This is a genomic window from Nitratireductor basaltis (assembly GCF_000733725.1).
Taxonomy (GTDB): Bacteria; Pseudomonadota; Alphaproteobacteria; order Rhizobiales; family Rhizobiaceae; genus Chelativorans; species Chelativorans basaltis.
Genome location: NZ_JMQM01000001.1, coordinates 848,271 through 873,142, shown reverse-complemented (window position 1 = coordinate 873,142; position 24,872 = coordinate 848,271). Strand labels below are relative to the sequence as shown.

Annotated in this window: 26 protein-coding genes; 19 read left to right on the top strand and 7 right to left on the bottom strand. The window is 60.1% G+C overall.

The features are described 5' to 3' along the window. Position 1: 1 nt before the first annotated feature. Positions 2-1,186, bottom strand: coding sequence for an ectoine hydrolase DoeA (gene doeA / locus EL18_RS04145; protein ID WP_036483947.1), 1,185 nt, complete (start codon positions 1,184-1,186; stop codon positions 2-4). Positions 1,187-1,317: 131 nt separating this feature from the next. On the opposite strand from doeA, the gene eutB reads away from it, so the two are divergent. The 7 genes from eutB to maiA all read left to right on the top strand — a co-directional run bounded on the left by eutB (position 1,318) and on the right by maiA (position 8,313). Then, positions 1,318-2,355, top strand: a complete 1,038-nt coding sequence (gene eutB, locus EL18_RS04140; protein WP_051913756.1) for a hydroxyectoine utilization dehydratase EutB — start codon at positions 1,318-1,320, stop codon at positions 2,353-2,355. After that, a complete protein-coding gene (locus tag EL18_RS04135; RefSeq protein ID WP_036480063.1) occupies positions 2,345-3,337 on the top strand; it encodes a cyclodeaminase in 993 nt (330 codons plus the stop codon). Before eutB ends, EL18_RS04135 begins: the two co-directional genes overlap by 11 nt. 32 nt (positions 3,338-3,369) lie before the next feature. Next, positions 3,370-3,852 carry an Lrp/AsnC family transcriptional regulator gene (locus EL18_RS04130; RefSeq protein ID WP_036480060.1) on the top strand — a complete coding sequence of 161 codons (483 nt, stop codon included), beginning with the start codon at positions 3,370-3,372 and terminating at the stop codon, positions 3,850-3,852. A 137-nt stretch (positions 3,853-3,989) separates the two neighbouring features. Next, positions 3,990-5,471 carry an NAD-dependent succinate-semialdehyde dehydrogenase gene (locus tag EL18_RS04125; protein ID WP_036480057.1) on the top strand — a complete coding sequence of 494 codons (1,482 nt, stop codon included), beginning with the start codon at positions 3,990-3,992 and terminating at the stop codon, positions 5,469-5,471. Between the two features lie 28 nt (positions 5,472-5,499). Beyond that, positions 5,500-6,873 (top strand): aspartate aminotransferase family protein, encoded by a 1,374-nt coding sequence (locus EL18_RS04120; protein ID WP_036480054.1) that lies wholly within the window; start codon positions 5,500-5,502, stop codon positions 6,871-6,873. A 91-nt stretch (positions 6,874-6,964) separates the two neighbouring features. Further along, the gene (locus EL18_RS04115; RefSeq protein ID WP_036480051.1) at positions 6,965-7,666 is read left to right on the top strand and encodes a fumarylacetoacetate hydrolase family protein; all 702 of its coding nucleotides are present in this window, start codon (positions 6,965-6,967) and stop codon (positions 7,664-7,666) included. Then, entirely contained in the window at positions 7,663-8,313 is a 651-nt protein-coding gene (gene maiA, locus EL18_RS04110; RefSeq protein WP_036480048.1) for a maleylacetoacetate isomerase, read from the top strand. The genes EL18_RS04115 and maiA overlap by 4 nt, the downstream gene beginning before the upstream one ends. 8 nt (positions 8,314-8,321) lie before the next feature. Here the strand turns inward: maiA and EL18_RS04105 are convergent, their stop codons facing one another. Continuing rightward, a complete protein-coding gene (locus EL18_RS04105; RefSeq protein ID WP_036480046.1) occupies positions 8,322-8,798 on the bottom strand; it encodes a MaoC family dehydratase in 477 nt (158 codons plus the stop codon). A 68-nt stretch (positions 8,799-8,866) separates the two neighbouring features. Then, positions 8,867-9,433, bottom strand: a complete 567-nt coding sequence (locus EL18_RS04100; protein ID WP_244444510.1) for a GNAT family N-acetyltransferase — start codon at positions 9,431-9,433, stop codon at positions 8,867-8,869. 212 nt (positions 9,434-9,645) lie between these two features. Here EL18_RS04100 and rirA point away from each other — a divergent pair, with 212 nt between their 5' ends. Further along, positions 9,646-10,104: an iron-responsive transcriptional regulator RirA gene (gene rirA / locus EL18_RS04095; protein WP_036480043.1), complete on the top strand. Its 459-nt coding sequence runs from the start codon at positions 9,646-9,648 to the stop codon at positions 10,102-10,104. Between the two features lie 82 nt (positions 10,105-10,186). On the opposite strand, the gene hemP is transcribed toward rirA, so the two are convergent. Continuing rightward, a complete protein-coding gene (gene hemP, locus EL18_RS04090) occupies positions 10,187-10,396 on the bottom strand; it encodes a hemin uptake protein HemP (protein WP_036480041.1) in 210 nt (69 codons plus the stop codon). Positions 10,397-10,634: 238 nt separating this feature from the next. Between hemP and EL18_RS04085 the strand changes: the two genes are divergently transcribed. Genes EL18_RS04085 through EL18_RS04065 form a run of 5 tightly spaced genes read left to right on the top strand, consistent with a single transcriptional unit; the run spans position 10,635 to position 13,425 of the window. Beyond that, entirely contained in the window at positions 10,635-11,063 is a 429-nt protein-coding gene (locus EL18_RS04085) for a hypothetical protein (RefSeq protein ID WP_036480039.1), read from the top strand. A gap of 20 nt (positions 11,064-11,083) precedes the next feature. Further along, entirely contained in the window at positions 11,084-11,776 is a 693-nt protein-coding gene (locus tag EL18_RS04080; RefSeq protein ID WP_036483944.1) for a MotA/TolQ/ExbB proton channel family protein, read from the top strand. Further along, positions 11,766-12,149: a biopolymer transporter ExbD gene (locus tag EL18_RS04075; protein WP_036480037.1), complete on the top strand. Its 384-nt coding sequence runs from the start codon at positions 11,766-11,768 to the stop codon at positions 12,147-12,149. Before EL18_RS04080 ends, EL18_RS04075 begins: the two co-directional genes overlap by 11 nt. A 2-nt stretch (positions 12,150-12,151) precedes the next feature. Further along, on the top strand, positions 12,152-12,532 hold the full coding sequence (locus tag EL18_RS04070; RefSeq protein ID WP_036480035.1) for an ExbD/TolR family protein: 381 nt from the start codon (positions 12,152-12,154) through the stop codon (positions 12,530-12,532). After that, positions 12,529-13,425 carry a TonB family protein gene (locus tag EL18_RS04065; RefSeq protein ID WP_036480033.1) on the top strand — a complete coding sequence of 299 codons (897 nt, stop codon included), beginning with the start codon at positions 12,529-12,531 and terminating at the stop codon, positions 13,423-13,425. Before EL18_RS04070 ends, EL18_RS04065 begins: the two co-directional genes overlap by 4 nt. A 38-nt stretch (positions 13,426-13,463) precedes the next feature. Here EL18_RS04065 and putA read toward each other — a convergent pair whose 3' ends face one another. After that, positions 13,464-17,072 (bottom strand): bifunctional proline dehydrogenase/L-glutamate gamma-semialdehyde dehydrogenase PutA, encoded by a 3,609-nt coding sequence (gene putA, locus EL18_RS04060; protein ID WP_425277147.1) that lies wholly within the window; start codon positions 17,070-17,072, stop codon positions 13,464-13,466. Positions 17,073-17,244: 172 nt separating this feature from the next. Here putA and EL18_RS04055 point away from each other — a divergent pair, with 172 nt between their 5' ends. Continuing rightward, positions 17,245-17,697, top strand: a complete 453-nt coding sequence (locus tag EL18_RS04055; protein ID WP_036480029.1) for an Lrp/AsnC family transcriptional regulator — start codon at positions 17,245-17,247, stop codon at positions 17,695-17,697. Between the two features lie 48 nt (positions 17,698-17,745). Here the strand turns inward: EL18_RS04055 and EL18_RS04050 are convergent, their stop codons facing one another. Together EL18_RS04050 and EL18_RS04045 are read right to left on the bottom strand one after the other, a co-directional pair. Further along, entirely contained in the window at positions 17,746-19,203 is a 1,458-nt protein-coding gene (locus EL18_RS04050) for an NAD-dependent succinate-semialdehyde dehydrogenase (protein ID WP_036483943.1), read from the bottom strand. Positions 19,204-19,310: 107 nt separating this feature from the next. Further along, entirely contained in the window at positions 19,311-20,261 is a 951-nt protein-coding gene (locus tag EL18_RS04045) for an AEC family transporter (RefSeq protein ID WP_036483942.1), read from the bottom strand. 114 nt (positions 20,262-20,375) lie between these two features. Here EL18_RS04045 and EL18_RS04040 point away from each other — a divergent pair, with 114 nt between their 5' ends. The 5 genes from EL18_RS04040 to EL18_RS04020 all read left to right on the top strand — a co-directional run bounded on the left by EL18_RS04040 (position 20,376) and on the right by EL18_RS04020 (position 24,872). Further along, complete coding sequence (locus tag EL18_RS04040; protein WP_036480026.1) at positions 20,376-20,930, top strand: histidine phosphatase family protein; 555 nt, start codon at positions 20,376-20,378, stop codon at positions 20,928-20,930. Between the two features lie 95 nt (positions 20,931-21,025). Then, positions 21,026-21,307, top strand: a complete 282-nt coding sequence (locus tag EL18_RS04035) for an acyl carrier protein (protein ID WP_036480024.1) — start codon at positions 21,026-21,028, stop codon at positions 21,305-21,307. A gap of 32 nt (positions 21,308-21,339) precedes the next feature. Continuing rightward, positions 21,340-22,524: a beta-ketoacyl-ACP synthase gene (locus tag EL18_RS04030; protein ID WP_036480022.1), complete on the top strand. Its 1,185-nt coding sequence runs from the start codon at positions 21,340-21,342 to the stop codon at positions 22,522-22,524. Positions 22,525-22,538: 14 nt separating this feature from the next. Continuing rightward, the gene (locus tag EL18_RS04025; protein ID WP_036480019.1) at positions 22,539-23,807 is read left to right on the top strand and encodes a beta-ketoacyl-ACP synthase; all 1,269 of its coding nucleotides are present in this window, start codon (positions 22,539-22,541) and stop codon (positions 23,805-23,807) included. Between the two features lie 33 nt (positions 23,808-23,840). Beyond that, positions 23,841-24,872 carry a zinc-binding dehydrogenase gene (locus EL18_RS04020; protein WP_036480017.1) on the top strand — a complete coding sequence of 344 codons (1,032 nt, stop codon included), beginning with the start codon at positions 23,841-23,843 and terminating at the stop codon, positions 24,870-24,872.

Genomic DNA, 24,872 nt, shown 5'->3' with positions numbered 1-24,872 from the left:
CTCAGTTCTTCACGATCAGTTCGCGCGGGCGGCGGCACAGCGCCTCGGCCGGGCCGTCTTCCTTGATCAGGATGCTCTCGGTGATTTCCAGCCCCCAGTCCGCCATCCAGAGACCCGGCATGAAATGGAAGGTCATGCCTGCTTCAAGGACGGTCTCGTCCTCGCGACGCAGGGAGATGGTGCGTTCGCCCCAGTCCGGCGGATAGGAAATGCCGATCGGATAGCCACAACGCCCGTCGCGCTTGATGCCGGCCTTTTCAAGCGAACCATAGAGCGCATCGGCGATCTGCCCTGCCCGATTGCCCGGGCGCGCGATCTCCAGCCCAGCCTCGATGCCTTCCACCAGCGCCTTCTCCGCATCCAGCATGTGCTGTGGCGGCTGACCAAGAAAGACGGTCCGGCACAGCGGCGCGTGATAACGGCGATAACACCCGGCGATCTCGAAAAAGGTCGCCTGCCCCTCCTCGAAACGGCGCCCGTCCCAGGTCAGATGCGGCGCAGCGGCGTCCGAGCCTGACGGCAGAAGCGGAACGATTGCGGGATACTCGCCCCAGTCGTCATCGACACCGCGAATCGCATCGGCATAGATTTCGGCCACAAGATCATTCTTTTTCATGCCCGGCTCAATGCGCTCGACAATGCCGTCGATCATCTTTTCGGAGATGCGCGCCGCACGGCGCATGAAGGTGATCTCCTCGTCGGACTTGACCGCACGCTGCCAGTTTACCAGTGCCGTGGCATCCACGAATTTCGCATCCGGAAGCTCTTCCTGCAGAACCAGATAGGCCTTGGCGGAGAAGTAATAATTCTCCAGCTCCACCCCTATCCGCTGGTTGTGATAGCCATAGGCGCGGATGATCTCGGCCAGATGCTGCATGGGATGCAGCGTGTTGGCCTGCACATAGTGATCCGGATAACGCAGCACGCGGTCGTCATCCATATAGACCGTGCGCACCGCCCCATTGCCGTCCATGGAGCGCCCCCACCAGATGGGGTCCTGGTCCTTGAAGACGATGACGCCCTGATGGACATAGAAGGACCAGCCGTCATAGCCGGTGAGCCAGGCCATATTGGATGGGTCTTCGACGAAAAGAAGGTCGATCCCCTTTGCTTCCATCGCATCACGCGTCTTGGCAAGACGGGTGGCATATTCAATCTGACTGAAAGGAAGGGCAGTGGATGGCATGGCGATCTCCGCTAGAGCCGTGCGATGGGTAACAACCACATTTGTATACAACACGCGATCCGCTTCCATAACAATAGCGGCATTTCTGGTCGTTTTCGTGATTGATTGGTTCACGTACAACAAGATACCCTATGCGATGTATACAAGAGGGCGAGATAGCATTGATTCCGGTTCTGGCTGACATACTCGCCGCACGGCAGGCAATCGGCGCGATGGCCGCGCTGGACACGCCACTGGTGCCAAGCCCCACCCTTACGGAAAGATCGGGCTTTGATGTCCTGCTCAAGCTCGAGATCGGACAGCACACCGGCGCGTTCAAATTGCGCGGAGCAGCCAATGCCGCCAGCCGGTTGCCGGCAGATGCGCCCGGCGTCACCTGCTGCTCGACCGGCAATCACGGGCGAGCCGTTGCCTATGCCGCCGCACGGCGCGGCTTGAAGGCGATCATATGCATGTCCGAACTCGTGCCGCAGGCAAAGATTGACGGCATCCGCGCCTTGGGGGCCGAAGCCCGCATCATCGGCCGCAGCCAGGATGAGGCGCAGATTGAGGCAACTCGCCTCGTGCAGGAAGAGGGTTTCGCTGAAATCCCCCCCTTCGATCATGCGGATATCATCTCCGGCCAGGGCACAATCGGGCTTGAGCTTCTGGAACAGTGGCCCGACCTGCACACAATTCTCGTGCCGCTATCCGGCGGCGGTCTTGCGGCAGGTATCGCCCTTGCTGCAAAGGCAATCAGACCAAATATCCGCGTGATCGGCATTTCCATGCAAAACGGCGCAGCCATGCATGCCGCGCTCGAAGCCGACAAGCCGGTCTCCGTGGAGGAAGTGCCAAGCCTTGCCGACTCGCTGGGCGGAGGAATAGGCACGGAAAACACCCTCACCCTGCAGCTTTGCCGTGACTTGCTCGACGATGTGGTGCTCGTCAGCGAAAGCGAGATCTATCGGGCCATGCAGTTCCACTACTACGAGGACCGGCTGGTCTGCGAAGGTGCAAGCGCCGTGGGTGCTGCCGCCATTCTCGCCGGCAAGGTCAGGCTTGATGGCCCAACAGCCACCCTCATCACCGGTCGAAACGTGGACATGAAGACCTTTACCGACATCGTCAGCGGTCGCGACGTGATGTTGGGCAATGATGTTCTGAAAGGGCAGCCTTATGGCGCGTGACATCTTCATCCTCACCGAGCAGGATCTGCGCAAATGCGTGTGCCTCGATAGCGCTTCGGTCGATGTCGTGGAGAAGGCTTTCGCCGCCCTCGGCAAGGGCGATGTCATCATGCCGCCGATCCTGTCCATGGAAATCCCGCAGGCCCATGGCGAAGTGGACGTGAAGACCGCCTATATTCCCGGCTTCGCAGGCTTCGCCATCAAGGTCAGCCCAGGTTTCTTCGAGAACCCGAAGCTGGGCTTGCCAAGCCTGAACGGGCTCATGATGCTTTTCTCGGCCACCACCGGTCTCGTGGAAGCAGTGCTGCTCGACAATGGCTATCTGACAGATGTCCGGACCGCTGCCGCCGGTGCCGTTGCTGCGCGCCATCTGGCACCACGCGAGGTGAAGGTTGCAGGCGTGATGGGCACCGGCGTCCAGGCCCGCCTGCAGATCGAGGCTGCCCATCTCGTGCGCCCGTTCCGCAAAGTGCTTGTCTGGGGACGCGATGAGGCGAAGGCTGAGGCATGCGCAGCCGATATCGCCGCCCGCCTCGGCGTGGAAGCCGTTGCCGAACCTGATCCCGCGCGCCTTGTCGCCCAAAGCCAGCTGGTCGTCACCACCACCCCGGCACGCGAGCCGATCCTGAAAGCGGAATGGCTGCATCCAGGCCTCCACATCACCGCAATGGGTTCCGATCAGGCGGGCAAGAACGAGATTGACCCGCGCGCATTGAGCGCTGCCGATCTTCTCGTCTGTGACCGAGTCAGCCAATGCGAGAAGCTTGGCGAATTGCGCAGCAGCATCGAGGCCGGCCTCTGGGAAGGCGCGATGCCTCCAGAGCTCGGCCAGATCATCAACGGCACGGCCAGCGGACGCCGGTCTGAAAAGGATGTGACCATCTGCGACCTCACGGGCACCGGCGCACAGGACACGGCGATTGCGACCCATGCGCTGGAAATGGCGCGCGAGGCGAAACTCGGCAGCGTGATCCAGAGCTGATAGGCTCGCAGCATCTAGAAACGGATTCGCCCATGCTGAAACTCGACGACCGCGACCTCAAGATCCTGCAGATTCTCCAGACTGAGGGGCGCATCTCGAAGGCAGCACTGGCGGAACGCGTGAACCTCACCCCTGCCCCGTGCTGGGAAAGGCTGAAGCGTCTCGAAAATGCCGGCATCATCACCGGCTACCGTGCGGAAGTGGCGCTGAGCAAACTCGGCTCCCACATCACCGTGTTCATGGCGGTGGAGCTTGAGGGGCATCGCGCGGAGAATTTCCAGCTCTTCGAACGCGCAGTCCAGAAGATCGACGAGATCCATGGCTGCTGGGCGGTTGGCGGCGGCTTCGACTATATCCTGCAGATCATCGCTCGCGACATCGACACCTATCAGCGTCTCGTCGACCATCTTCTCGAGGCGCATCTGGGGCTCGTTCGCTATTTCACCTATATCGTGACGAAGCCCGTGAAGCGCCCCGGCGCGCTGCCTCTGCAGGTGCTGTTCGAGGAGCACTAGAAGCCGCAGAAGAACTGGCGCTTCGAGACGGTATTTTTCCTCCGATTCTTCTGCGCCGAGCCTCAACTCCCGAATAATCTTCGCCGCATCCGGCCCCATCATTGCTCCATCGAAAACACCCGCGATGGAGATGAGCCATGAATGCATTTGCAGCCTTGCAGAAGACCTCGCTTGCAGAACTGGCCGATCCGCGGCTGTTTCGCGAATATGCCTATGTGGATGGACACTGGGTTGCCGGCGAGGATGACCAAGTCATCGACGTCACCAATCCCGCCGACGGAATGCGCGTCGGCTGCGTTCCAGCACTGAGCGAGGATCAGACTTTCAAAGCTATTGATGCAGCCAATCGCGCCTTCCCCGCATGGGCTGCAAAGGCACCGCAGGAGCGCGCGGCCATCCTTAAGCGCTGGCACCAGCTCATCATCGAAGCGCGCGAAGATCTCGCCCACCTGATGGTGCTCGAACAGGGCAAACCCCTGTCGGAAGCCCGAGGCGAGATGGATTATGCCGCATCCTTCGTCGAATTCTATGCCGAGGAAGCCAAGCGCGTGGCAATTGAAAGCGTCGCGTCTCACCTGCCCGATGCCGATATGCAGGTCACCCGCGAACCGGTGGGTGTTGCCGGTCTGGTGACGCCTTGGAACTTCCCGTCCGCCATGCTCACCCGCAAGGCTGCCGCCGCACTCGCCGCAGGCTGTACGGTGGTCGCTCACCCCTCCTCCGAGACGCCCTTCTCCGCACTCGCACTAGCTGAACTTGGCGAGCGCGCCGGTCTTCCCGCAGGCGTCTTCAACATCGTCACCGGCAAAGCTGCCGAAGTCGTGGGCGCGATCTGTGCCTCGCGCCATGTGCGCATCCTGTCCTTCACCGGCTCGACGGAAATCGGTCGCCTGCTTTACAAGCAGTCGGCCCCGACCGTGAAAAAGCTGGTGATGGAACTGGGCGGCCATGCCCCCTTCATTGCTTTCGCCGATTGCGATCTGGAGCGCGCGGTGGAAAGCGCAATGACGGCGAAATTCGCCACATCGGGCCAGGACTGCCTGGCGGCCAACCGCTTCTATATCGAACGCCCCATCTATGATGCCTTCGTTGCTGCCTTCACCCGCAGGGTGGAACAGTTGAAGACCGGCAACGGCCTGACCGATCCCGATATCGGCGCACTCATCCATGAGCGCGCGGTTGCCAAGCAGGAGGAGCATGTCGCCGATGCTCTGGCACGCGGTGCGCGCCTTGTTACAGGCGGCAAGCGTCATGAAGCAGGTGCCAATTTCTTCCAGCCAACGGTTCTGGCCGATGTGCCGGAGGATGCACAGATCTTCCGTGAAGAAACCTTCGGCCCCATCGCTGCCTTCACGCCTTTCGATGCAGAAGATGATGTCCTTGAGCGCGCCAATGACACCGAAACCGGACTTTGCGCCTATCTGCACACATCCGATCCGTCACGGATTGCGCGCCTGTCGCGCGGCCTTCAATTCGGTATGGTAGCGGTCAACCGTACCAAGATCACCGGCGCCCCCATCCCCTTTGGCGGGGTGAAACAGGCCGGACTTGGCCGCGAAGGCTCGCGCCACGGGCTGGAGGCCTATACCAACATCAAATATGTCTGCCGTCAGATCTGACCTGCCGGAACCGAGAAGGAGAAAAAACATGCTTTTGAAAAATGACCAGCTCGACCAGTGGGATCGCGAGAATTTCTTTCATCCGTCCACGCATCTGGCGCAGCATGCGCGCGGCGAAAGCGCCAACCGCATCGTCACCGGCGGCTCGGGCGTCTATATCGAAGACCGCGACGGCAACCGTCTGCTCGACGCCTTTGCCGGCCTCTACTGCGTGAATGTGGGCTATGGCCGCACCGAAATTGCTGACGCGATTGCCGAACAGGCCAAGGAGCTGGCCTATTACCACGCCTATGTGGGCCACGGCACGGAAGCCTCCATCACGCTGTCGAAGATGATCCTGGACCGTGCACCCGACTGCATGTCCAAGGTCTATTTCGGCCTTGGCGGCTCGGATGCCAACGAGACCAATGTCAAGCTGATCTGGTACTACAACAACATTCTGGGTCGCCCGGAAAAGAAGAAGATCATCTCGCGCTGGCGCGGCTATCACGGCTCCGGCCTTATGACCGGTTCGCTGACCGGTCTCGAGCTCTTCCACAAGAAGTTCGATCTGCCCTTCGCACAGGTTCTGCACACCGAAGCGCCTTACTACTACCGCCGCCCGAAAGCGGAGATGAGCGAGGAACAGTTCACCGCCCATTGCGTGGCCGAACTGGAAGCGCTGATCGAACGCGAAGGCGCCGACACGATTGCCGCCTTCATCGGCGAGCCGGTGCTTGGCACGGGCGGCATTGTTCCGCCACCTGCAGGTTACTGGCAGGAGATCCAGAACGTCCTGAAGAAGCACGACATCCTGCTCGTGGCCGACGAGGTCGTGACCGGCTTCGGTCGTCTCGGCTCCATGTTCGGCTCGCTGCACTACGACATTGAGCCGGACCTCATCACCATCGCCAAGGGCCTTACCTCCGCCTATGCCCCGCTTTCCGGCTCCATCGTCGGCAAGAAGATGTGGGAAGTTCTGGAGAAGGGTACGGATGAAAACGGCCCCATCGGCCATGGCTGGACCTATTCCGCCCACCCGATCGGCGCGGCAGCAGGCATCGCCAATCTGAAGCTGGTGGACAGTCTCGACCTGGTGAAGAACTCAGCCGAGACCGGCAACTACTTCGTCCAGGCGATGAAAGATGCTGTCGGCGAACATGCCCATGTTGGCGATGTGCGCGGCGAAGGCATGCTTTGCGCCGTCGAATTTGCCAAGGACAAGCACGCGCGCAGCTTCTTCGACGCCTCCGAGAAGATCGGTCCGCAGATGGCCGCCGCCCTCCTGGAGAATGGCGTCATTGGCCGCGCCATGCCGCAAGGCGACATTCTCGGCTTCGCGCCCCCGCTCTGCCTGACGCGGGAAGAGGCAGACAAGGTTGTCGATGCGACCGCGAAGGCCGTAAAAAAGGTCTTCGGTTAAGCCTATCGGGCGGCGCTGTCCAAAAGGTCGGCGCCGCCCCATTGTGCGGAGCGCGCAAACGCGTCATGTCTTGCGTTCCGGAGGGACATTCATGACTGCATACGCGATCAATCCACCTGAAACGCCATCCATTGCAATAGAAGGTGACACGAAGCGCTTCCCCGTGCGCCGCGTCTTCTGCGTCGGCCGAAACTACGCCGCCCATGCCCGCGAGATGGGCGCGGATCCGGACCGCGAACCGCCCTTCATATTCATGAAACCTGCAGATGCCGTCAGCGACGATGGCGGCACGATCCCCTACCCGCCTCTAACCCAGGACCTGCACCACGAGATCGAGCTCGTGATTGCAATCGGCGAAGGCGGCAGCAACATTCCCGCCGCTCAGGCACTGGGCCATGTCTGGGGCTATGGTGTCGGTCTCGACATGACCAGACGTGATCTGCAGGCGGAGGCCAAGAAAAAAGGGCGCCCATGGGACTGGGCCAAAGGCTTCGACAATTCGGCCATTTGCGCAGCCTTGAAGCCGGTGTCCGATACGGGCCATCCCGAAAGCGGACGCATCTGGCTCAACGTCAATGGCGCTCTGAGACAGGAAGGTGACCTTTCCGACCAGATATGGAAGCCAGCGGAAATCATCGCCTTCTGTAGCCAAAGCATCAGTCTCGCACCTGGCGACCTTATTCTGACAGGCACTCCGGAGGGTGTCGGCGCGACCGTCGAAGGCGATCGACTGAATGGCGGTATAGATGGCGTCGGCGCAATCAACATCACGATCGGAGCGCGCAAGGCATGAGCAAGCCCGTCCTTCACAGCTATTTCCGCTCTTCCACGTCCTACCGGGTCCGTATCGCACTGGAGATGAAAGGCATCACCTACCAGTACCGTGCGCATCATTTGCGAGAGGGGGAGCATCGTCAGGCAGGCTATCTGGCAGTCAATCCGCAGGGCCTTGTACCGGCACTCGTCTGGAGCAATGGCACGATGATATCGCAGTCGCTCGCCATCATCGAATATATCGACGAGATGGTATCCAAGCCGGCACTCCTGCCAAAGGACGCGGCAGGTCGCGCTCGCGTGCGCATGCTTTCCCAGATGATTGCCTGTGACATTCACCCACTGAACAATCTGCGCGTTCTCGATGCCCTGCGCGAGCGTTTCGGGGCCGGAGACAGCGCGGTAGCGTCATGGTTTCGCCATTGGGTCCACGAGACTTTCGAGCCGCTCGAGCGGATGCTGCGCGAAAGCGAGGACACCGGTAAATTCTGTCATGGCGACGAGCCGGGAATGGCAGATATCTGTCTTGCCGCTCAAGTGACGAATAACAAGCGCTTCCATGTTGAAATGGATGCTTATCCCACAATCAACCGTATCAGCGCGGCTTGTTTCAAACTGGAAGCCTTCCAGAAGGCCGCGCCGGAAAATCAGCCCGATGCCGAATGAGTAAGCGGTCAAACGTCAGGCTTCGGCACCAGAAGCACCAGGGACTCCACCACCAGAGCGGGCTTCTCCACTCCCTCGATTTCGATCTGGGCGTCGTTTCGCAGAAGGAACGAGCCATCGGGACGGTCTTCGACTGCCTTGAGGCTGGAGCGCAGCCGAACTTGTGACCCGACTTTCACGGGAGCGAGAAATCGCAGCCGGTCGATCCCGTAATTGATGATCGCGCCAAGATGATCCGGCCATGCGCCGATTTCATAGGAAAGACGGGTCACAAGCGAGACGGTCAGATACCCATGCGCGATGGTCGCGCCGAAGGGGCTTTCGGCGCGCGCACGCGCCTCATCTACATGGATCCATTGATGATCGCCGGTGATGTTGGCGAAGGCATCGATCATTTCCTGATCAACCCTGACCCAATCAGAGCATCCGAGTTCGACCCCAACCAGCTTTCGCAGGTCCTCGATGGATTGAGCTTTCTGCGCCACCACGTTCCTCCCGAAATTGCTTCATCCGGTGTGGAACGCGTCAAGGCGCAGGTCAAGCCTCACCAATATCAGGCGGCAGCTTCGGTGGCGCGTGCCAGCAGGGTGAGCGGTGCGATGGAACGCGGTACCAGATCCGGCTCACCGTCATCCTGGGAAAGCTCGATCAGTCCCACCGTTTCTCCTTCTTCGAAAGTGAGACGGGCATGGAATTTCGCTGCGAGCGAGCGCATCGCCCTGTTCTGGGGATGGGTTGTGACACGCAGCCGCGTATAGCCAAGCGCACGCGCATGAGCGACGAGGCGCTGAAAGAGCACGGCGCCAAGACCGCGATGCTGCAGTTCGCGCTCCACGCTGAATGCGATTTCGCCTGTCGGTGGCGTCAGATCAGGCCGTTCGTGAAGCTCGGCGGCACCCAGAACGCGGCCGTTTTCCACATAACCGACAACCGTTGTACCGTCCTGGAGGCAACGTTCGGCATAACGCATGATGAAATGATCGCTGGCCGTGCCATTGAAACGATCCCGGCGACTTTCTGCATCAAGCCTCAGCAAATGGTCGCGAAACAACGACATTTCAGAGGGACGCAGTCCGCGCACCTGTCCAGGATGATTGATTGTGCTGCTTGTGCTGCTCACAAGTCGTACTCCTCAAGGCTCCTCCCTCAAGTCAGTCGACTCCATTCCGCCCAATATTGTGCAGCGCACCATGAAATGCAAGACGGCCTGACTGGTGCACAAAGCCGCAGGCAATCAAAAAAATATGACAGGTTTAATCACCTTATTTCGCAGCTGATCTGGAATTATTCTAATCCATGGGCCATATTAGCTGCGAAGCTGAAAGGAATCATATGCGACTGACGCGACAAACAAATTACGCGATCCGCATTCTGATGTATTGCGCTGCCAATGAAGGCAAGCTGAGCCGCGTGCCGGACATCGCGAAAGCATATTCGCTGTCCGACCTGTTTCTGTTCAAGATCCTGCAGCCCCTCGTCGAGCACGGTTTCGTCGAGACGGTCCGCGGACGTAATGGCGGTGTGCGCCTGGCCAAGGATGCCGGCGACATCACTCTTTTTGACGTGGTGCGCGTGACTGAAGAGAATTTCGCAATGGCGGAATGCTTCGAAGATGGCAGCGAGTGCCCACTGATTGATGCCTGCGGCGTCAATGAAGCATTGCGCAAGGCGCTCAATGCATTTTTCGAGGTGCTGGCTGGATACACGATCCGCGACGTGGTGGATTCCCGTCCAAACATGCGCAACCTCCTGGGCCTGAGCCTGGAAGGCGCGGTGCCGGTCGCCAACTGAGCTACAGTCTGATCGAACGACCTGAAAAGGCATGATTGCAAAACGCGATCATGCCTTTTCTTTTAGTTTGATCACATCGCGGCTACTTGTTCAGGATCAGCTTGCCTTGGCGGGTGATTTTCAGCCGGTAGACCGCGCCATGATGCTCGATTTCGATCTCCTTCAGTCCGTCGAAAAGATCCGAGCTGTTCAGAACGCGGCTCTGGCGCCGTGGCCTGGGCTCGGCGGCATTTTTGAATACGATCTCGGTTCGGTTTCTGTGAAACTTGTTGGGCTGGACAATCGCGTTCATCAATACCTCCTTCGCACCTCTGATAAAGTCGCAAGAACCAGATGCCGGAAAACGCATCTAATTGTTGACCATGTTACTCATGTTTTATAGAAATTGCATTACTGGAGCAAATGAGTCAACAAATAGCTCCAGCCGAGAATGTCTTTTTGGAACGGGCCCGGCTAGGCTCACCACAGGTGGGCCGGACAGCGGACCCGCCGCCATCCATGATCTGTAAGTGCAACGGGGAGTTTCATTCGTGAGGACCTATGCCTCTGTCATTACGGCCGCAATCCTGTCGGCAGTTGCAAGTGCTGCACCCGCACAGGACGCACAGACAAGATCGACCGCGCTCAGGATCGAGTTGAACGCAGCCGCCCCTGTCGACAATGCATGCCGACTGACCTTCGTCGCTACGAACGGGCTTGAGCAGGATATCGGCAAAGCCGCATTTGAATTTGCGATCTTCAACAGTGATGGCCTGGTCGAACGTCTCAGCGTCCTCGATTTCCAGGATCTCCCCTCAGGCCGCACCAAGGTGCGCCAGTTCGATCTCGCGAATATCGCCTGCGAGAACGTCTCCCGCATTCTCGTGAATGATGCGAAGAGCTGCGAGGGCGCAGAACCCACCGCCTGCCTTGACCAGTTGGAAGCAACAACCAAAGCCGAAATCGAATTCGGCACCTGACAATGACCGGAGCCTTTCCCATGCCTGCTGAACTTCTGCAGACCATATCGTCGTTCATGGCCCTTGGCGGCCCGGTTGTGGCACTTCTCGTTGTCCTTTCCGTGTTTGCCTTCGCCATCATTCTCTTGAAGCTGGCCCAGTTCTGGCGCGAACGCGTCGGACGTCATGGTCGGGCCCGTCGTGCGCTTGCTCAGTGGCAGACGGGTGAACACGCTTCCGCACGCACGCTCATCGCGGATGATCGAGCACCCGCATCTGCCGCCATAGCGACAGCAATGAAGCTGCGCGCCAGCGGACAGACAGAGCGCAACCTGATCGAAGCTGAAGTTGCCCGCGTGGCCGGCGCACGGCTTCACGACCTGCAGCGCGGCTTTCGCGCGCTCGACGCCATTTCCCAGGTCGCTCCGCTGCTTGGCCTTTTCGGCACCGTGCTCGGGATGATCGAGGCCTTCCGCAAGCTTCAGGAAGCCGGCAATGCCGTCGATCCGTCGCTGCTTGCGGGTGGTATCTGGGTTGCCCTGCTGACGACCGCCACGGGCCTTGCCATCGCCATGCCCGTCTCACTGATCCTGGCCTGGTTCGAAACGCGCCTGGAGAATGAACGGGTCGAAATCGAGACCCTCACGGGTGCGCTGCTCAATGGCACTGATGCTCACGGCAGCCCCACGCGAAACGATGTGGCGGCCGCGGGTGCGACCAGTCATGCGCATTGATACACCTGTCCGCCGCAGACGGCCCATTGGCTTGACGTCTCTGATCGACGTCATCTTTCTGCTGCTGCTGTTTTTCATGCTGTCGTCCAGCTTCACACGCTTCGCACAGGTGGAAATGACGGCAGGCCGACAGGGCGCATCGGCATCTCCCGATCGGCCGGACGTCATCATCCGGTTGATGGCAGATGGATGGCAGATCAACGGGGTTACCGTTGCAGCAGAAGAAGCGATCGCACGCCTGGCTGACTTGCAGGCTGCTGGTGCAGAAAAAGCGGCCTTGACGTTGCGCGGCGAGGTCACCTCCCAGGCCCTCATTGATGCGGTTGAAGCCATCAACACGAAAACCCAGCTCCAACTCACCGTGGCGAACTGATCATGCGTCTATCACGCCCCAAAGCCGCCAACCGTGGCGAGCCGACCATTGCATTGATCAACATTGTGTTCCTGATGCTGATCTTCTTCCTTATTGCGGGGACGCTCGTGCCACCGCAGCCCGAGCAGCTCGAGCTGATAACGACCAGAGAAGCGCAGAACGCGGCGCCACCGGATACGCTCTTCGTCGACAGCGATGGCCAACTGATGCAGGCCTCCGGTCCGGTAACGATCGAGGACTTCCTGGATGGCATGGACGAGGGCGCCACCATCAGGCTTGCGGCAGATCGCAATCTGCCCGCCGCACGCTTGATCGAGGTTGCGGCCAAGCTCCGTGAGGCAGGTGCGGCAAAGGTCGTTGTGGTGACGGAGCGTAGCCGATGAGGTTCCGGACAGCACCGAAATGGCTTCTGGCGCTCGTCGTCTCCGCGGCCATCCACTTGACCACCGCGGCCGCGTTCTTGAGCGAACCTCCGAGCACCAGGATCGAAGGCGGCGGAGCGACCGAGATCACCCTTGCAGCAAGCTCGGGCGCAGAGGCGGCTGTGGAAACGCCTGTCGATCAGGCGTTGCAAGAAGCCGTTGAGACAGAAGCTGTCGAGGCGCCGCTGGAGGTCGAGCCAGCCGAGCCAGTTGACGCCGCGACACCAGTGGAAACCGCTGATGCGGCAATCACCTCGCCGGTGGAAACTGCAACTGCGCCTGCGCCGGAAACCGGGATTGCACCTGCCGCCCCTACTGAAACCGTGACAGCGCTTGCCAATATTCCGCTGCCCACCCCACGTCCGGCCTATACACCGCCGCCGAAGCCACAGAAAAAGGCTGTGCGCGCGAAGCAGGTACAGAAGAAGGTGCAGGCGCAAACGCAGGCAAAGACACGTCAGGCAGAGGTTCAGCCGAAGAAAAAACAGGCTGCACCGCAGGGCCAGGCACAAGCGGCACGCCGCGCCGGCAAGAAAACGGCAGCGCGCAACACTGCGGCAGGCAATGCTGCCGTTTCCAATTATCCGGGCAAGGTCGCGTCCAGGCTAAGGCGCGCGCTGAAATATCCGCGCGAAGCCCGCCGTCAGAAGCTGCGTGGCGAAGTGCGTGTGTCCTTCACCGTCAACCGCAATGGCGGCGTCAGCGGCATCCGCGTGGTTCGCAGCTCCGGCTCGTCCATTCTGGACCAGGCGGCCATTGCCACCGTGCAGCGCGCGGCCCCCTTCCCCAGGATCCCCGCTCAGGCTGGCCGCAACAGCTGGCCCTTCACCATCCCGCTGGCATTCCAGCGCTGAGGTAGTCAGGCCCGGCGCAGGAGCCGGGCCTGGTCAGGTCATACGGCAGCCAAAAGGCTCGCATTCCCACCCGCAGCCGTGGTGTCCACGCAAACCGCCCGCTCATGGCAATAGGCCTGCGGGTAGATCACCTCGGTAACCAGCGGCACGATCGTGCCCTCGCGACGCGAAAGCGCCCGGCGCAGCTGCTTAAGCCAGTCAGCTTCGCCACTGGCAGCAACCAGATCGAGCTGCAGCTCTTCGAGCGCCTTGGTTTCCAGCACTCCATCAACAACAGCAAGTGGCAGATTGCTTCGCATCAGCGGCTTGAGCACCGTGCTGGCTTCAGGATGCACGGCAAGAACACCATTGCCCGATGCGAGCGCCTGGACCACTTGCGCGGCCAGCGTTTCCGCATCTGACCCCAGGCAAAGCACCCGTCCGCGCGCAACCAGCTGCAAGGCATTGGCCTCTCCTGTCGGTCCCGGGAGATCGATGGGACCGAGATCGAGCGCGGCAGCTTCCCTGAGCACAGCTGGCCAGCGCCCGCGCAACGCGCGCCGAAGCTCGCTGACCCGATCGAGCTTCTGATCCCACTTCTTCGCAGTCGGATCCGGCAGATGCTTCATGGCCTCGGCCGCAGACACCTCACGTCCATGTGGAGGTTGAGCGGGAACGGAGCGCGAAGCACGGAAACGGCGAAGATAATGTGGCCCACCCGCTTTTGGCCCTGTGCCGGAAAGACCTTCACCCCCGAAAGGCTGTGACGAAACCACCGCGCCAATCTGGTTGCGGTTCACATAGATGTTGCCGACATGCACCCGGTCGACAATATCCTGCACCCGCGCATCAATGCGCGTATGCAGTCCGAAGGTCAGGCCGAAGCCGCGTGCATTGATGTCGCCAATGACCTTGTGGAGATCTTCTGCCTCGAAGCTCGCCACATGCAGAACCGGACCGAATATCTCCCTTTCGATCTCACCAATGCCGTTCACCTTGAAGGCGCTGGGTGCAACGAAGCGGCCGCTCTCAGGCGCTTCCACCTTGGCAAGCAGGCGCCCCTTCTGCTCCATGCTTTCCACATAGTCGCTGATCGAGCGATAGGCCTCATCGTCGATGACCGGCCCGACATCGCTATGCACATGCCAGGGGTCATCAATGACCAGCGCCTGCATTGCACCCTGCAGCATCTTCAGGACGCGGTCTTCGACATCCTTTTGAACATAGAGCACGCGCAAGGCAGAACAGCGCTGCCCGGCGCTTTGGAAAGCCGAGGCGACAATGTCCCGCACGGCCTGCTCGGCCAGGGCCGTCGAATCCACAATCATCGCATTGAGGCCACCTGTCTCGGCGATCAGCATGGCGTCAGGTGATGCTGTCATGGCCAACTGCCGCTCGATGATGCGTGCAACCTCCGTCGAACCGGTGAAACAGACACCGGCAATACGCGGATCAGCGGTAAGCGGTGCACCGACCTGCTCGCCGTCGCCTGGAATGAGATGCAGCACTTCGCGCGGAATACCGGCCTCGTGCATCATTTCGACAGCGCGCGCAGCAATCAATGGTGTCTGCTCGGCAGGCTTGGCGATGACCGCATTGCCCGTCACCAGCGCCGCGACCACCTGGCCGGTGAAAATGGCAAGCGGGAAGTTCCAGGGCGAAATGCAGGCAATCACCCCGCGCGCTTCCGTACCCGCCTCGGCTGCGGCAGCCTCATTCGCGTAATAGTGGAGGAAGTCCACCGCCTCGCGGATTTCCGCCACGCCATCGAATAGCGACTTGCCGGCCTCCCGCGTTGCCAGCGCGAAGATTTCGCCGGCATTGTCTTCGTAAAGCGCGGCGATCCTGCGCAGGATTTCCGCGCGTTGTGAAACCGGTCGGGCGGCCCAGGCCGGCTGCGCCCCTACGGCAATACCGATAGCTTCTTCAACGGTCTGCGCGTTGCCTTCGACCACCGTACCCACGACTTCGCCGCGCCGCGCCGGGTTTGTCAGCTCGCGCTTGGCACCTTCTGCCTTCGCGCCCGTAAGCGGTCGCGCATGCCATTGATATGGCGCTGCAAAGGGCGCGCGCGCGGCTTCGATATTTCCAAGCGTCACCGTATCCGTGATATCCCAGCCACGCGAATTCTCCCGCCGCTCGGCAAAGATGGTGGAAGGCAGCGGGATCGCCGGATTCCGCGCGATCGCATTCCGCGCGATCTTGTCGAACGGATCTGCAGCAATCGCTTCTGCGGGCACGTCCTCGTCCACAATCTGGTTCACGAAGGAGGAGTTCGCTCCGTTCTCCAGCAGACGACGCACCAGATAGGCCAGAAGGTCTTCGTGGGCACCGACCGGGGCATAGATGCGACAGCGGGTTCCATGCTGCTTGCGCACGATCTCATGAAGCGCATCGCCCATGCCATGCAGGCGCTGAAACTCGAAGAGGCTCTTGTCCTTTCCCATATTCAGAATGGCAGCAACCGTGTGTGCGTTGTGCGTGGCAAACTGCGGATAGATGCGATCCGTGAGTGAGAGCAGCTTCTGCGCGCAGGCAATATAGGAGACGTCGGTATTTTCCTTGCGCGTGAAGACCGGATACCCCTCTAGCCCCAGCGTCTGCGCGCGCTTGATCTCCGTGTCCCAATAGGCACCTTTCACCAGCCGCACCATAATGCGCCGTTCAAGCTTGGTTGCCAGTGCATATAGCCAGTCGATGGCGAAGGCGGCACGCGGTCCGTATGCCTGCACCACGACCCCGAAACCATCCCAGCCCTCAAGGCTTTGATCCGACAGCACGCTCTCGACCACATCCAGTGAAAGGTCCAGCCGATCCGCTTCTTCTGCATCGATGTTGAGGCCCATATTCGCCGCTTTTGCAGCCTGGCATAGCTCAAGCAGTCGATCATGCATTACAGGAAGCATGCGTGCCTTCTGCGTCGCCTCATAGCGAGGATGAAGAGCCGACAATTTCACGGAAATGCCTGCATTTTCGCGAATGTCGTTACTCTTGATCGTGGCCTTCAGTACCGAGATCGCATCCGCATAGGCCTTGTGGTAGCGCAGCGCGTCCGCCTCGGTGCGCGCCGCTTCCCCGAGCATGTCATAGGAATAGGTATAGCCCTTTTCCTGGAGCGGGCGGCCCTTCTTCAAGGCCTCACCGATGGTCTGGCCAAGAACGAACTGCTCGCCCATTTCGCGCATGGCAGCGCCAACGGCGGTGCGGATGACCGGTTCGCCGAGCCGCCGCACCAGTCCCCGCAGAACGGCTTCGACACCAGCCCCACGCTCATCAAGAACACGCCCGGTCAACATGAGCGCCCATGTTGACGCATTGACGAATATCGAAGCGGATTCACCCGAATGCGCCGACCAGTCATGGGGTGTGATCTTGTCGCGGATCAGGTCGTCAACGGTCTCGGCATCCGGAACACGGAGCAAAGCCTCTGCCAGGCACATGAGCGCGACACCTTCACTGGTGGAAAGCCCATATTCGGACAGAAATGCCTCCATAAGATGCAGGTCCGAATTTGCCCGCACCTTTTTCACCAGGCGAATCGCGTCGGTTTTAATCGCTTCACGCCGTGCATCCGACAGGTCCGCCAACCGAACCAGCCGCTCCAGCGCGACCTCCTCCTCCACCAGGTAGTTTGCACGAATTTGTGCGCGGACAACGGACAGGTCCATAGAACCCATGAATTGCGCTCCTCAGAGATACATTTATAAGTTGTACAAATTTTAATAGGACTGACTGACTCTAACATGTTGCGCTGAGCGCATCGGTCTGAATTATGGATTTCAAAAGTCGTTTTGATCTATATTTCAGCCCGCCAATGAACGGATTGGGAGACGTTTTCATATGCCCACAACCCAATTGGACCGAATCGACCAGAATATCGTCGATGCCCTCTCCAAAGACGGGCGGCTCTCGGTCAGCAGCCTGGCAAAACAGGTCGGGCTTTCGAAAACGCCCGTTCAGGCGCGGCTGCGCCGGCTCGAAAAGGAAGGCTTCATCCGCGGTTATACTGCCATCATCGACCGTGAACGCATGGGCGAAGGTCATATCGCCTTTGTGCAGGTGACCTTGTCAGATACGCGATCGGTCGCGCTGGCCGAGTTCAACAAGGCGATCATGGAAATTCCGGAAATCGACCAGTGCCATATGATCGCGGCAAATTTCGACTATCTGCTCAAGGTTCGCACCCGCGACATCTCAAGCTATCGCCGCATTCTGGGCGAGCGCATCTCGACGCTCCCTCATGTCTCCCACACCTCCACATTCGTGGCAATGGAGACGGTCAAGGATCGCTAGGAACACAATGAGCAGCGCCGCCTGCAGACGGCGGCGCTGGCTTGTTGGCTACAGGCCGAGCCCGCCGATGCAGACATATTTGGTGTCGAGATAGTCCTCGATGCCCTGATGCCCGCCTTCCTTGCCAAGGCCGGATTCCTTCAAGCCGCCGAACGGGGCTTCAACGGTGGTGATGATTCCCTCATTCACCCCGACCAGCCCATATTTAAGGCCTTCCATGACGCGAAAACTGCGTCCCAGATCGCTGGTATAGAAATAACAGGCGAGACCGAACGCAGTGTCATTGGCCATCGCAACCCCCTCTTCTTCCGTGTCGAACCGGAAGATCGGGGCGACAGGTCCGAAAATCTCGTCCTGCATGAAGTCCATGTCGGGCGTTGCCTGCGATATGACCGTCGGTTCGAAAAACGAACCGCCCAATTCGTGCCGCTTGCCGCCGGCTTCCACCTTGCCGCCCTTTGAGGTTGCGTCCTTGATGAAGGCTTCGACTTTCTCCACGGCATCGCCGTCGATCAGCGGCCCTTGCTGCGTCCCCTCCTCCAGGCCCGATCCGACCTTCAGACGTTTTGTTTCTTCAACCATCCGTTCGACAAAACGGTCATAGATGCCCGCCTGCACGAAAAAGCGGTTCGTGCACACACAGGTCTGACCGGAATTGCGATATTTGGCGGCGATCGCGCCCTCGACCGCACGATCCAGGTCGGCGTCATCGAAAACGATGAATGGAGCATTGCCGCCAAGCTCCATGGAGACCTTCTTGACGGTGTCGGCGCACTTCTTGATCATGATCTTGCCGACATCCGTCGAACCCGTGAAGGTGATCTTGCGCACCAGCGGGTTCTCGCAAAGCTCATTGCCGATTTCCGAGGCCGAACCCGTAATGATATTGACCACGCCGGCGGGAATGCCCGCTTCCTCGGCGAGGACACCCCAGGCGAGGCCCGAATATGGTGTCTGTGAAGCAGGTTTGGCGACAACGGTACAGCCAGCGGCAATGGCCGGGCCGATCTTTCGCGCCAGCATGGAAGAAGGGAAATTCCATGGTGTGATGGCGCCGATCACGCCCACCGGTTCCTTTGTGACCAAGATGCGCCGGTCGGCCCAGGGAGAAGGCACGGTGTCGCCGTAAATGCGCCGCCCCTCTTCTGCGAACCAAAGCACATAGGCCGCTGACATGCCGACTTCACCCTTGGCTTCCGCCAATGGCTTTCCCTGTTCCAGAACCAGAAGTTCTGCCAGGGCATCCTGATTCTCCAGGATCAGATCATGCAGGCGCCGAAGTATCTGCGCACGTTCGTTGGCGGTCGTCTTGCTGAAGGTTTGAAAAGCCTTCTGTGCAGCGTCAATCGCCCGCTTTGTCTCCGCCCGACCGGATTTGGGCACGCCGCCCAAACGCTGACCGTTGGCCGGATTTGTGACATCGATCACCGCCTCACTGTCAGCAGAGACCCAGGCGCCATCTATGTAATTGGCTTCCCGCAGGAAGTGGCTCGTTTTCTGAAGCATGAAATCCTCCTCGGCTGCCTTCTGCAGCATTCCAGCCGGCAGCCGGGCTGCAAGCATCTTCGGTACCGACGCTCAAAGCTAGCACCCCAGCGGAAACCGGCAAGGGGCTAGCTGAAGACAGACGCCGTAACGGCAATCCAGAAAGCCGTGGTGAGGAAAGCCAGTGCGGTTCCGATGGTCATGGCGTTGGACGCCAGCCGCTGGCCAGTGCCGAACTGCGATGCGATGAGATAGGGATTAACACCGCAAGGGAACGATGCTGCCGTCACCACGGCTATGGCGGTGATCGTCGAAAGGTCGAGGGCGATGGCAAGTCCCAGCGCAATCGCGGGCATAAGCATCTGCTTGTAGAACGCGATCAGGATGGCTGGGCGTACATCCCCCTTGATACCGTAGCTGCGCAGCCCGAGACCCATGGCAAACAGTGCGACGGGCCCCGCCACATTCGCCAGCGAATCCACCAGCCTTTCGGCCAGAGAAGGCAGCTCCAGCCCGCCGGCACGCCAGATCAATCCACCCAGGATACCTATGATAAGCGGGTTGGTCAGCATACGCTGCAAGAGCCCCTTCAACACGGACAGCAGCGAGAACGAGCCCTTTTTCTGCGGATCGAGCAGGTTGTAGAGAAGGATGGAAACGCCGGTCATGATCGGCAGATGGATCGTCACGATGAGTGAGAGCTGCTCGAAAGCCGCCTGACCGTGCACACCCAGCATGAAGGGGATGCCGAGCAGCACGAGATTCGAGAAGCTGCCGGCCAATCCGGCAACGACGCCTGCGCGTCCGTCACGCTTGAAGATGTGGACGAGCGATAGCTGAGAAACCGTCCAGGTGATGGCGATGGCCGTGAAGTAGGTAATCCACAGCCCCCATGGCAGCCCCTCTCCGAACTGCGCATTGGACATGGTGCGAAACAGGAGAAGCGGCACTGCAATCGTGACTGCGAAGCTCGTCATCACCTCGCCGGCATCGTCACGCAACAGGCGAAGCCAGCCGGTCAGATAACCGAGCGCGACAAGACCAAAGACATATCCGATTGTTTCGACGAGAGAGGACATGTCTGCCTGCATATGTTCACTTCGCAAGACCGGCAAGCCACGGTTGCGGCTAAAGCGACTGTTTCGTTAAGCCAGCCTTACCTATATGAATGTCCTGCTGCACAAGGACATGCCATGTACCGTCTCATTGCCTTATTCGCTCTCCTTCTGACCGTTCACCCGGTCATGGCAACCGAAGCCGGCTGGGCCTTGCTGCGCGATGGCGGCCAGGTCGTCCTCCTGAACAGCGCAGCCACCAACGGCACTTCGGAACCCGCCAATTTCGACATCGAGGTCTGCTCGACCCAGCGAAACCTTTCCGCACGCGGTCGCCAGCAGGCAAAGCGCATCGGCGCGCTGATCTTCGCACGCGCGGCCCCGGTGGAAGAGGTGGTGACAAGCAGTCACTGCCGCTCGAGGGACACCGGTTTCCTGGCCTTCGGAGATGAGGATATCGAAATTTGGCCGGCCCTGAACAATTCTGAACCCGAAAGTGCGGCTGCTGAAGAGAACGTCGCCGCAATCAAGGAGAGGATCGACGCATATTCAGGTTCGGGAAATCTCTTTCTCATCACCCAGGAACAGGTCATCCAGGCACTGACGGGCGCGCGCGTGCGTGACGGTGAAGCGCTGATCCTGTCCCGCGGCGCAGAGCAATTATCGGTTGCCGCGCGGATAAGGTTCAACTGACGCGTGGCCACGAGCCCTTTTCCTGCCACGAAAAACCGATTACAGAGCCCCCTTCACCCTTATTAATTCAGTAGCCTCTTGTTTGGGGACGCACAGTGACCACCACGTTCGACAAAGTAGCCGACATCATTGCTGAAACCAGCGAGATCGACCGCGATACCATCACGCCGGAAAGCCACACGATCGACGATCTCGGCATCGATAGCCTCGACTTCCTGGACATCGTCTTTGCCATCGACAAGGAATTCGGCATCAAGGTTCCGCTTGAGAAGTGGACCCAGGAAGTCAATGACGGCAAGGTTTCCACCGAAGAATATTTCGTGATGAAGAACCTTTGCGCCAAGATCGACGAACTGGTTGCAGCCAAGGCTGCCTGAAGGGCTGGGCTGCCGAGGACGGAGAATTCTGCATGAGCGGCAATGATGTGGTCATCACCGGGATAGGGATCGTTTCCTCTCTTGGACTTGGTGTGGATGACCACTGGAATGCGGTCAGCGAGGCAAAGCCGCTGGCGAAAACCGATTCGCAAACCTTCTCCCCCTACACGGTCCATCCACTGCCGGAGATCGACTGGTCGCAGCAAATCCCCAAGCGTGGCGATCAGCGGCAGATGGAAACCTGGCAGCGCCTTGGTACCTATGCGGCTGGACTTGCGCTGGATGATTCCGGCATGAAGGGCGACGAGGCCCTCGTCTCATCCATGGATATGGTCGTCGCTGCCGGCGGCGGTGAGCGCGATCTGGAAGTCGATCAGGCTATTCTTGATGCATCACTGGAACGCAACGACCGGGAAGTCCTGCTCAACGAGAAGCTGACAACCGAACTGCGCCCGACCCTCTTTTTGGCCCAGCTCTCCAACCTGCTCGCCGGCAATATCTCCATAGTTCACAAGGTCACCGGTTCATCGCGCACCTTCATGGGTGAGGAAGGTGCAGGTGTTTCCGCGGTGGAGACCGCCGCCGCACGAATAGCATCCGGCCAGTCGAGCCACCTGCTGGTTGGCGCCGCATTCCAGACCGAACACCCGGACATGCTTCTGGCCTACGAGCTTGGCAATTATCTTCAGCATGACGGTTGGAGCCCGGTATGGGCGCGTGACGAGGCCCATGGAGGCGGCATCGTCACGGGTTCAGGCGCTGCATTTCTCGTACTCGAATCGCGCGAGCATGCCGAAAGGCGCGGCAGGCAGGCATATGCCAGGATTTCCCGCGTCGTTTCCGGACGCAACCGCCGCGATTCCAGCTTCGCCGAAAAGCTTTCGGGCCTTGCAGAAAAAGCATTGGGTGACAGCGCCCCGGATCTGATCCTATCGGGTGCTTCTGGTGCCCATGCTGCCACCCGGGCCGAGCGTGACGCCCTGGACAAGCTCGATGCTCCATTGCGAGGCATGAGCAGCCTCAGCGGTCACCTGAAGGAAGCGCAATTCCCCTTTGCCGTCGCGCTCGGCGCAATGTCACTGCATCGCAAGGCGACCCCCTCGCCGTTCGCTCCCGACCACGGAGAAGCGGCGGCATCGGCAGAACCCTCGCATGTTCTGGCCACTGCGATCGGCTATCACCGCTTCGAGGGCATGGCGCTCCTCGAGCAGGCTTGAACGGAGTAGCGTTCATGAAGACAACAGATCATCTGGGCCGCCCGCTCGTAGCCGTCACCGGAATGGGTGTGGTCACCTCGCTCGGCCGGGGCAAGATGGACAATTGGGCTGCCCTGACCAGCGGAAAGTCCGGCATTCACGAAATTACGCGTTTCCCAACCGATCATCTGGCGACACGCATCTCGGGCATGGTCGATTTTCTGCCTGAAAGCACACTCGGCCCAAGCCGCCTCACCCACGCTCTCGCAGACAGTGCTGCCGAAGAAGCCGTGGCGCAAGCCGGTCTGCCGGCAGATGATTTCGGCGGCCCGCTCTTTCTTGCAGCCCCTCCCGTCGAACTTGATTGGAAACACCGCCTGGATCTCTACGCAGGTTCGAAACGTGGCGGTGACTGGCGAAGCCTGATCGAAGCCGCACGCGAGGCCAGGAAAAACGGTCTGTTCGACGAGACCCAATTCTCGTCAATTGCCGACCAGCTTGCAGACAAGTTCGGCACCAGCGGATTGCCGGTGACATTGTCTACGGCTTGCGCTTCCGGCGCGACCGCGATCCAGTTGGGTACCGAAGCCATTCGCCGCGGCGAATGCGACCGCGCGCTGGCCATCGGGGCCGACGGTTCGGCAACGGCAGAGGCTCTTATCCGCTTCTCGCTTCTCTCCGCACTCACGACGCAAAACGACGTGCCGGAGAAGGCCTCCAAGCCATTCTCAAAGGACCGCAGCGGCTTCGTACTGGCCGAAGGATCTGGCGCGCTGGTTCTGGAGTCGCTCGAAAGCGCACTCGCACGTGGCGCCGAGGTGCTTGCCGTCATGCGTGGCTGCGGCGAGAAGGCGGACGACTTCCATCGCACCCGCTCCAAGCCGGACGGCTCGCCGGCAATTGCTGCCGTTCGCGCGGCTCTGGCGGATGCGGGCATGGATACCGGCGAGATCGAATATATCAACGCCCACGGCACCTCCACGCAGGAAAACGAGAAGATGGAGTATCTCTCGCTTTCCACCGTCTTCGGTGAAGACATCAAGTCGATCCCCGTCTCGTCAAACAAGTCGATGATCGGCCACACGCTCTCGGCAGCAGGTGCCATCGAGGCTGTCTTCTCGATCCTCACCATGCGCGAAGGCATCATTCCCCCCACCATCAACTACGAAACGCCGGACCCCGCGATCGAGTTGGATGTCGTTCCAAACGAAAGCCGCAAGGCGGATGTCGCGACGGTGCTTTCCAATTCCTTCGGTTTCGGTGGCCAGAACACCTGCCTTGTCATGGCTCGCGAAGCGGGCTGAGCTTCACGCTCTATCGGGAAAAGAAAAAGCTTCATGCGTGCATTACAACTCGTCGCCGACCGCAAGCTCGAAATCACCGATGTGCCACCGCCCCCAGCTCCAGCGCATGGTGAAGTCACCCTGCGCATCAAGGCCGTGGCCCTGAACCACATTGACGTTTGGGGCTGGCGCGGCATGGCTTTCGCCAAGCGGAAATTGCCGCTGACGGTCGGCGCGGAAGCCTCTGGCGTTGTTGATGCGGTCGGCACCGGCGTTGTCGGCCTGCAACCCGGTCAGCTCGTTTCCATATACGGCGCGCGCACTTGCGGCCTATGCCGCCCCTGCCGCGAAGGCCGAGACAATCTCTGTGAGCATGTGGGCGGCGTTCACGGCTTCCATCTGGACGGATTTGCGCAGGAGAAAATCAACCTGCCGGCGCGCCTCCTCGTTCCCGCTCCTCCCGGAGTGGACGAAATCGGAGCAGCGGTCGCACCCGTTACCTTTGGCACGGTCGAGCATATGCTGTTCGACAACGCCAAGCTTGAACCCGGCGAGACGATCCTCGTCCATGCAGGCGGCTCCGGTATCGGCTCCGCAGCCATCCAGCTGGCAAAGCGCATGGGCTGCACGGTCATCACGACCGTCGGTTCCGACGCCAAGATCGAGAAGGCCAAGGCGCTGGGTGCCGACCATGTGATCAATTACCGCGAGGACCGTTTCGAAGGTGCCGTGCGCAAAATCACGAAAAAGCGCGGCGTGGACGTGGTTTTCGAGCATGTCGGCGCTGACACCTGGGCCGGCTCCATGCTTAGCCTCAAGCGCGGCGGACGCCTGGTCACCTGCGGATCCACCTCCGGCGTGTCGACCAGCATGAACCTGATGCAACTTTTCCAGCAGCAGCTGAAGCTGTTCGGCTCCTTCGGATGTCGTATGGAAAACATGGCAGACGCCATGCAGAAGATGGCGGCAGGCCTGGTCCAGCCGGTTATTGATACGGAAGTCGGCTTCGAGGAAATCGACAAGGCGCTTGTCCGCATGGAAGGCCGCGACGTCTTCGGCAAGATCATCCTGCGCCTTCCCGAATAA

What these genes read in the sequence shown, in the direction of transcription:
- doeA (WP_036483947.1), bottom strand. Translation starts at nt 1,186, where the DNA reads ATGCCATCCACTGCCCTTCCTTTCAGTCAGATTGAATATGCCACCCGT.
- eutB (WP_051913756.1), top strand. Translation starts at nt 1,318, where the DNA reads ATGCGATGTATACAAGAGGGCGAGATAGCATTGATTCCGGTTCTGGCT.
- EL18_RS04135 (WP_036480063.1), top strand. Translation starts at nt 2,345, where the DNA reads ATGGCGCGTGACATCTTCATCCTCACCGAGCAGGATCTGCGCAAATGC.
- EL18_RS04130 (WP_036480060.1), top strand. Translation starts at nt 3,370, where the DNA reads ATGCTGAAACTCGACGACCGCGACCTCAAGATCCTGCAGATTCTCCAG.
- EL18_RS04125 (WP_036480057.1), top strand. Translation starts at nt 3,990, where the DNA reads ATGAATGCATTTGCAGCCTTGCAGAAGACCTCGCTTGCAGAACTGGCC.
- EL18_RS04120 (WP_036480054.1), top strand. Translation starts at nt 5,500, where the DNA reads ATGCTTTTGAAAAATGACCAGCTCGACCAGTGGGATCGCGAGAATTTC.
- EL18_RS04115 (WP_036480051.1), top strand. Translation starts at nt 6,965, where the DNA reads ATGACTGCATACGCGATCAATCCACCTGAAACGCCATCCATTGCAATA.
- maiA (WP_036480048.1), top strand. Translation starts at nt 7,663, where the DNA reads ATGAGCAAGCCCGTCCTTCACAGCTATTTCCGCTCTTCCACGTCCTAC.
- rirA (WP_036480043.1), top strand. Translation starts at nt 9,646, where the DNA reads ATGCGACTGACGCGACAAACAAATTACGCGATCCGCATTCTGATGTAT.
- hemP (WP_036480041.1), bottom strand. Translation starts at nt 10,396, where the DNA reads ATGAACGCGATTGTCCAGCCCAACAAGTTTCACAGAAACCGAACCGAG.
- EL18_RS04080 (WP_036483944.1), top strand. Translation starts at nt 11,084, where the DNA reads ATGCCTGCTGAACTTCTGCAGACCATATCGTCGTTCATGGCCCTTGGC.
- EL18_RS04075 (WP_036480037.1), top strand. Translation starts at nt 11,766, where the DNA reads ATGCGCATTGATACACCTGTCCGCCGCAGACGGCCCATTGGCTTGACG.
- EL18_RS04070 (WP_036480035.1), top strand. Translation starts at nt 12,152, where the DNA reads ATGCGTCTATCACGCCCCAAAGCCGCCAACCGTGGCGAGCCGACCATT.
- EL18_RS04065 (WP_036480033.1), top strand. Translation starts at nt 12,529, where the DNA reads ATGAGGTTCCGGACAGCACCGAAATGGCTTCTGGCGCTCGTCGTCTCC.
- putA (WP_425277147.1), bottom strand. Translation starts at nt 17,072, where the DNA reads ATGGACCTGTCCGTTGTCCGCGCACAAATTCGTGCAAACTACCTGGTG.
- EL18_RS04055 (WP_036480029.1), top strand. Translation starts at nt 17,245, where the DNA reads ATGCCCACAACCCAATTGGACCGAATCGACCAGAATATCGTCGATGCC.
- EL18_RS04050 (WP_036483943.1), bottom strand. Translation starts at nt 19,203, where the DNA reads ATGCTTCAGAAAACGAGCCACTTCCTGCGGGAAGCCAATTACATAGAT.
- EL18_RS04045 (WP_036483942.1), bottom strand. Translation starts at nt 20,261, where the DNA reads ATGTCCTCTCTCGTCGAAACAATCGGATATGTCTTTGGTCTTGTCGCG.
- EL18_RS04040 (WP_036480026.1), top strand. Translation starts at nt 20,376, where the DNA reads ATGTACCGTCTCATTGCCTTATTCGCTCTCCTTCTGACCGTTCACCCG.
- EL18_RS04030 (WP_036480022.1), top strand. Translation starts at nt 21,340, where the DNA reads ATGAGCGGCAATGATGTGGTCATCACCGGGATAGGGATCGTTTCCTCT.
- EL18_RS04025 (WP_036480019.1), top strand. Translation starts at nt 22,539, where the DNA reads ATGAAGACAACAGATCATCTGGGCCGCCCGCTCGTAGCCGTCACCGGA.
- EL18_RS04020 (WP_036480017.1), top strand. Translation starts at nt 23,841, where the DNA reads ATGCGTGCATTACAACTCGTCGCCGACCGCAAGCTCGAAATCACCGAT.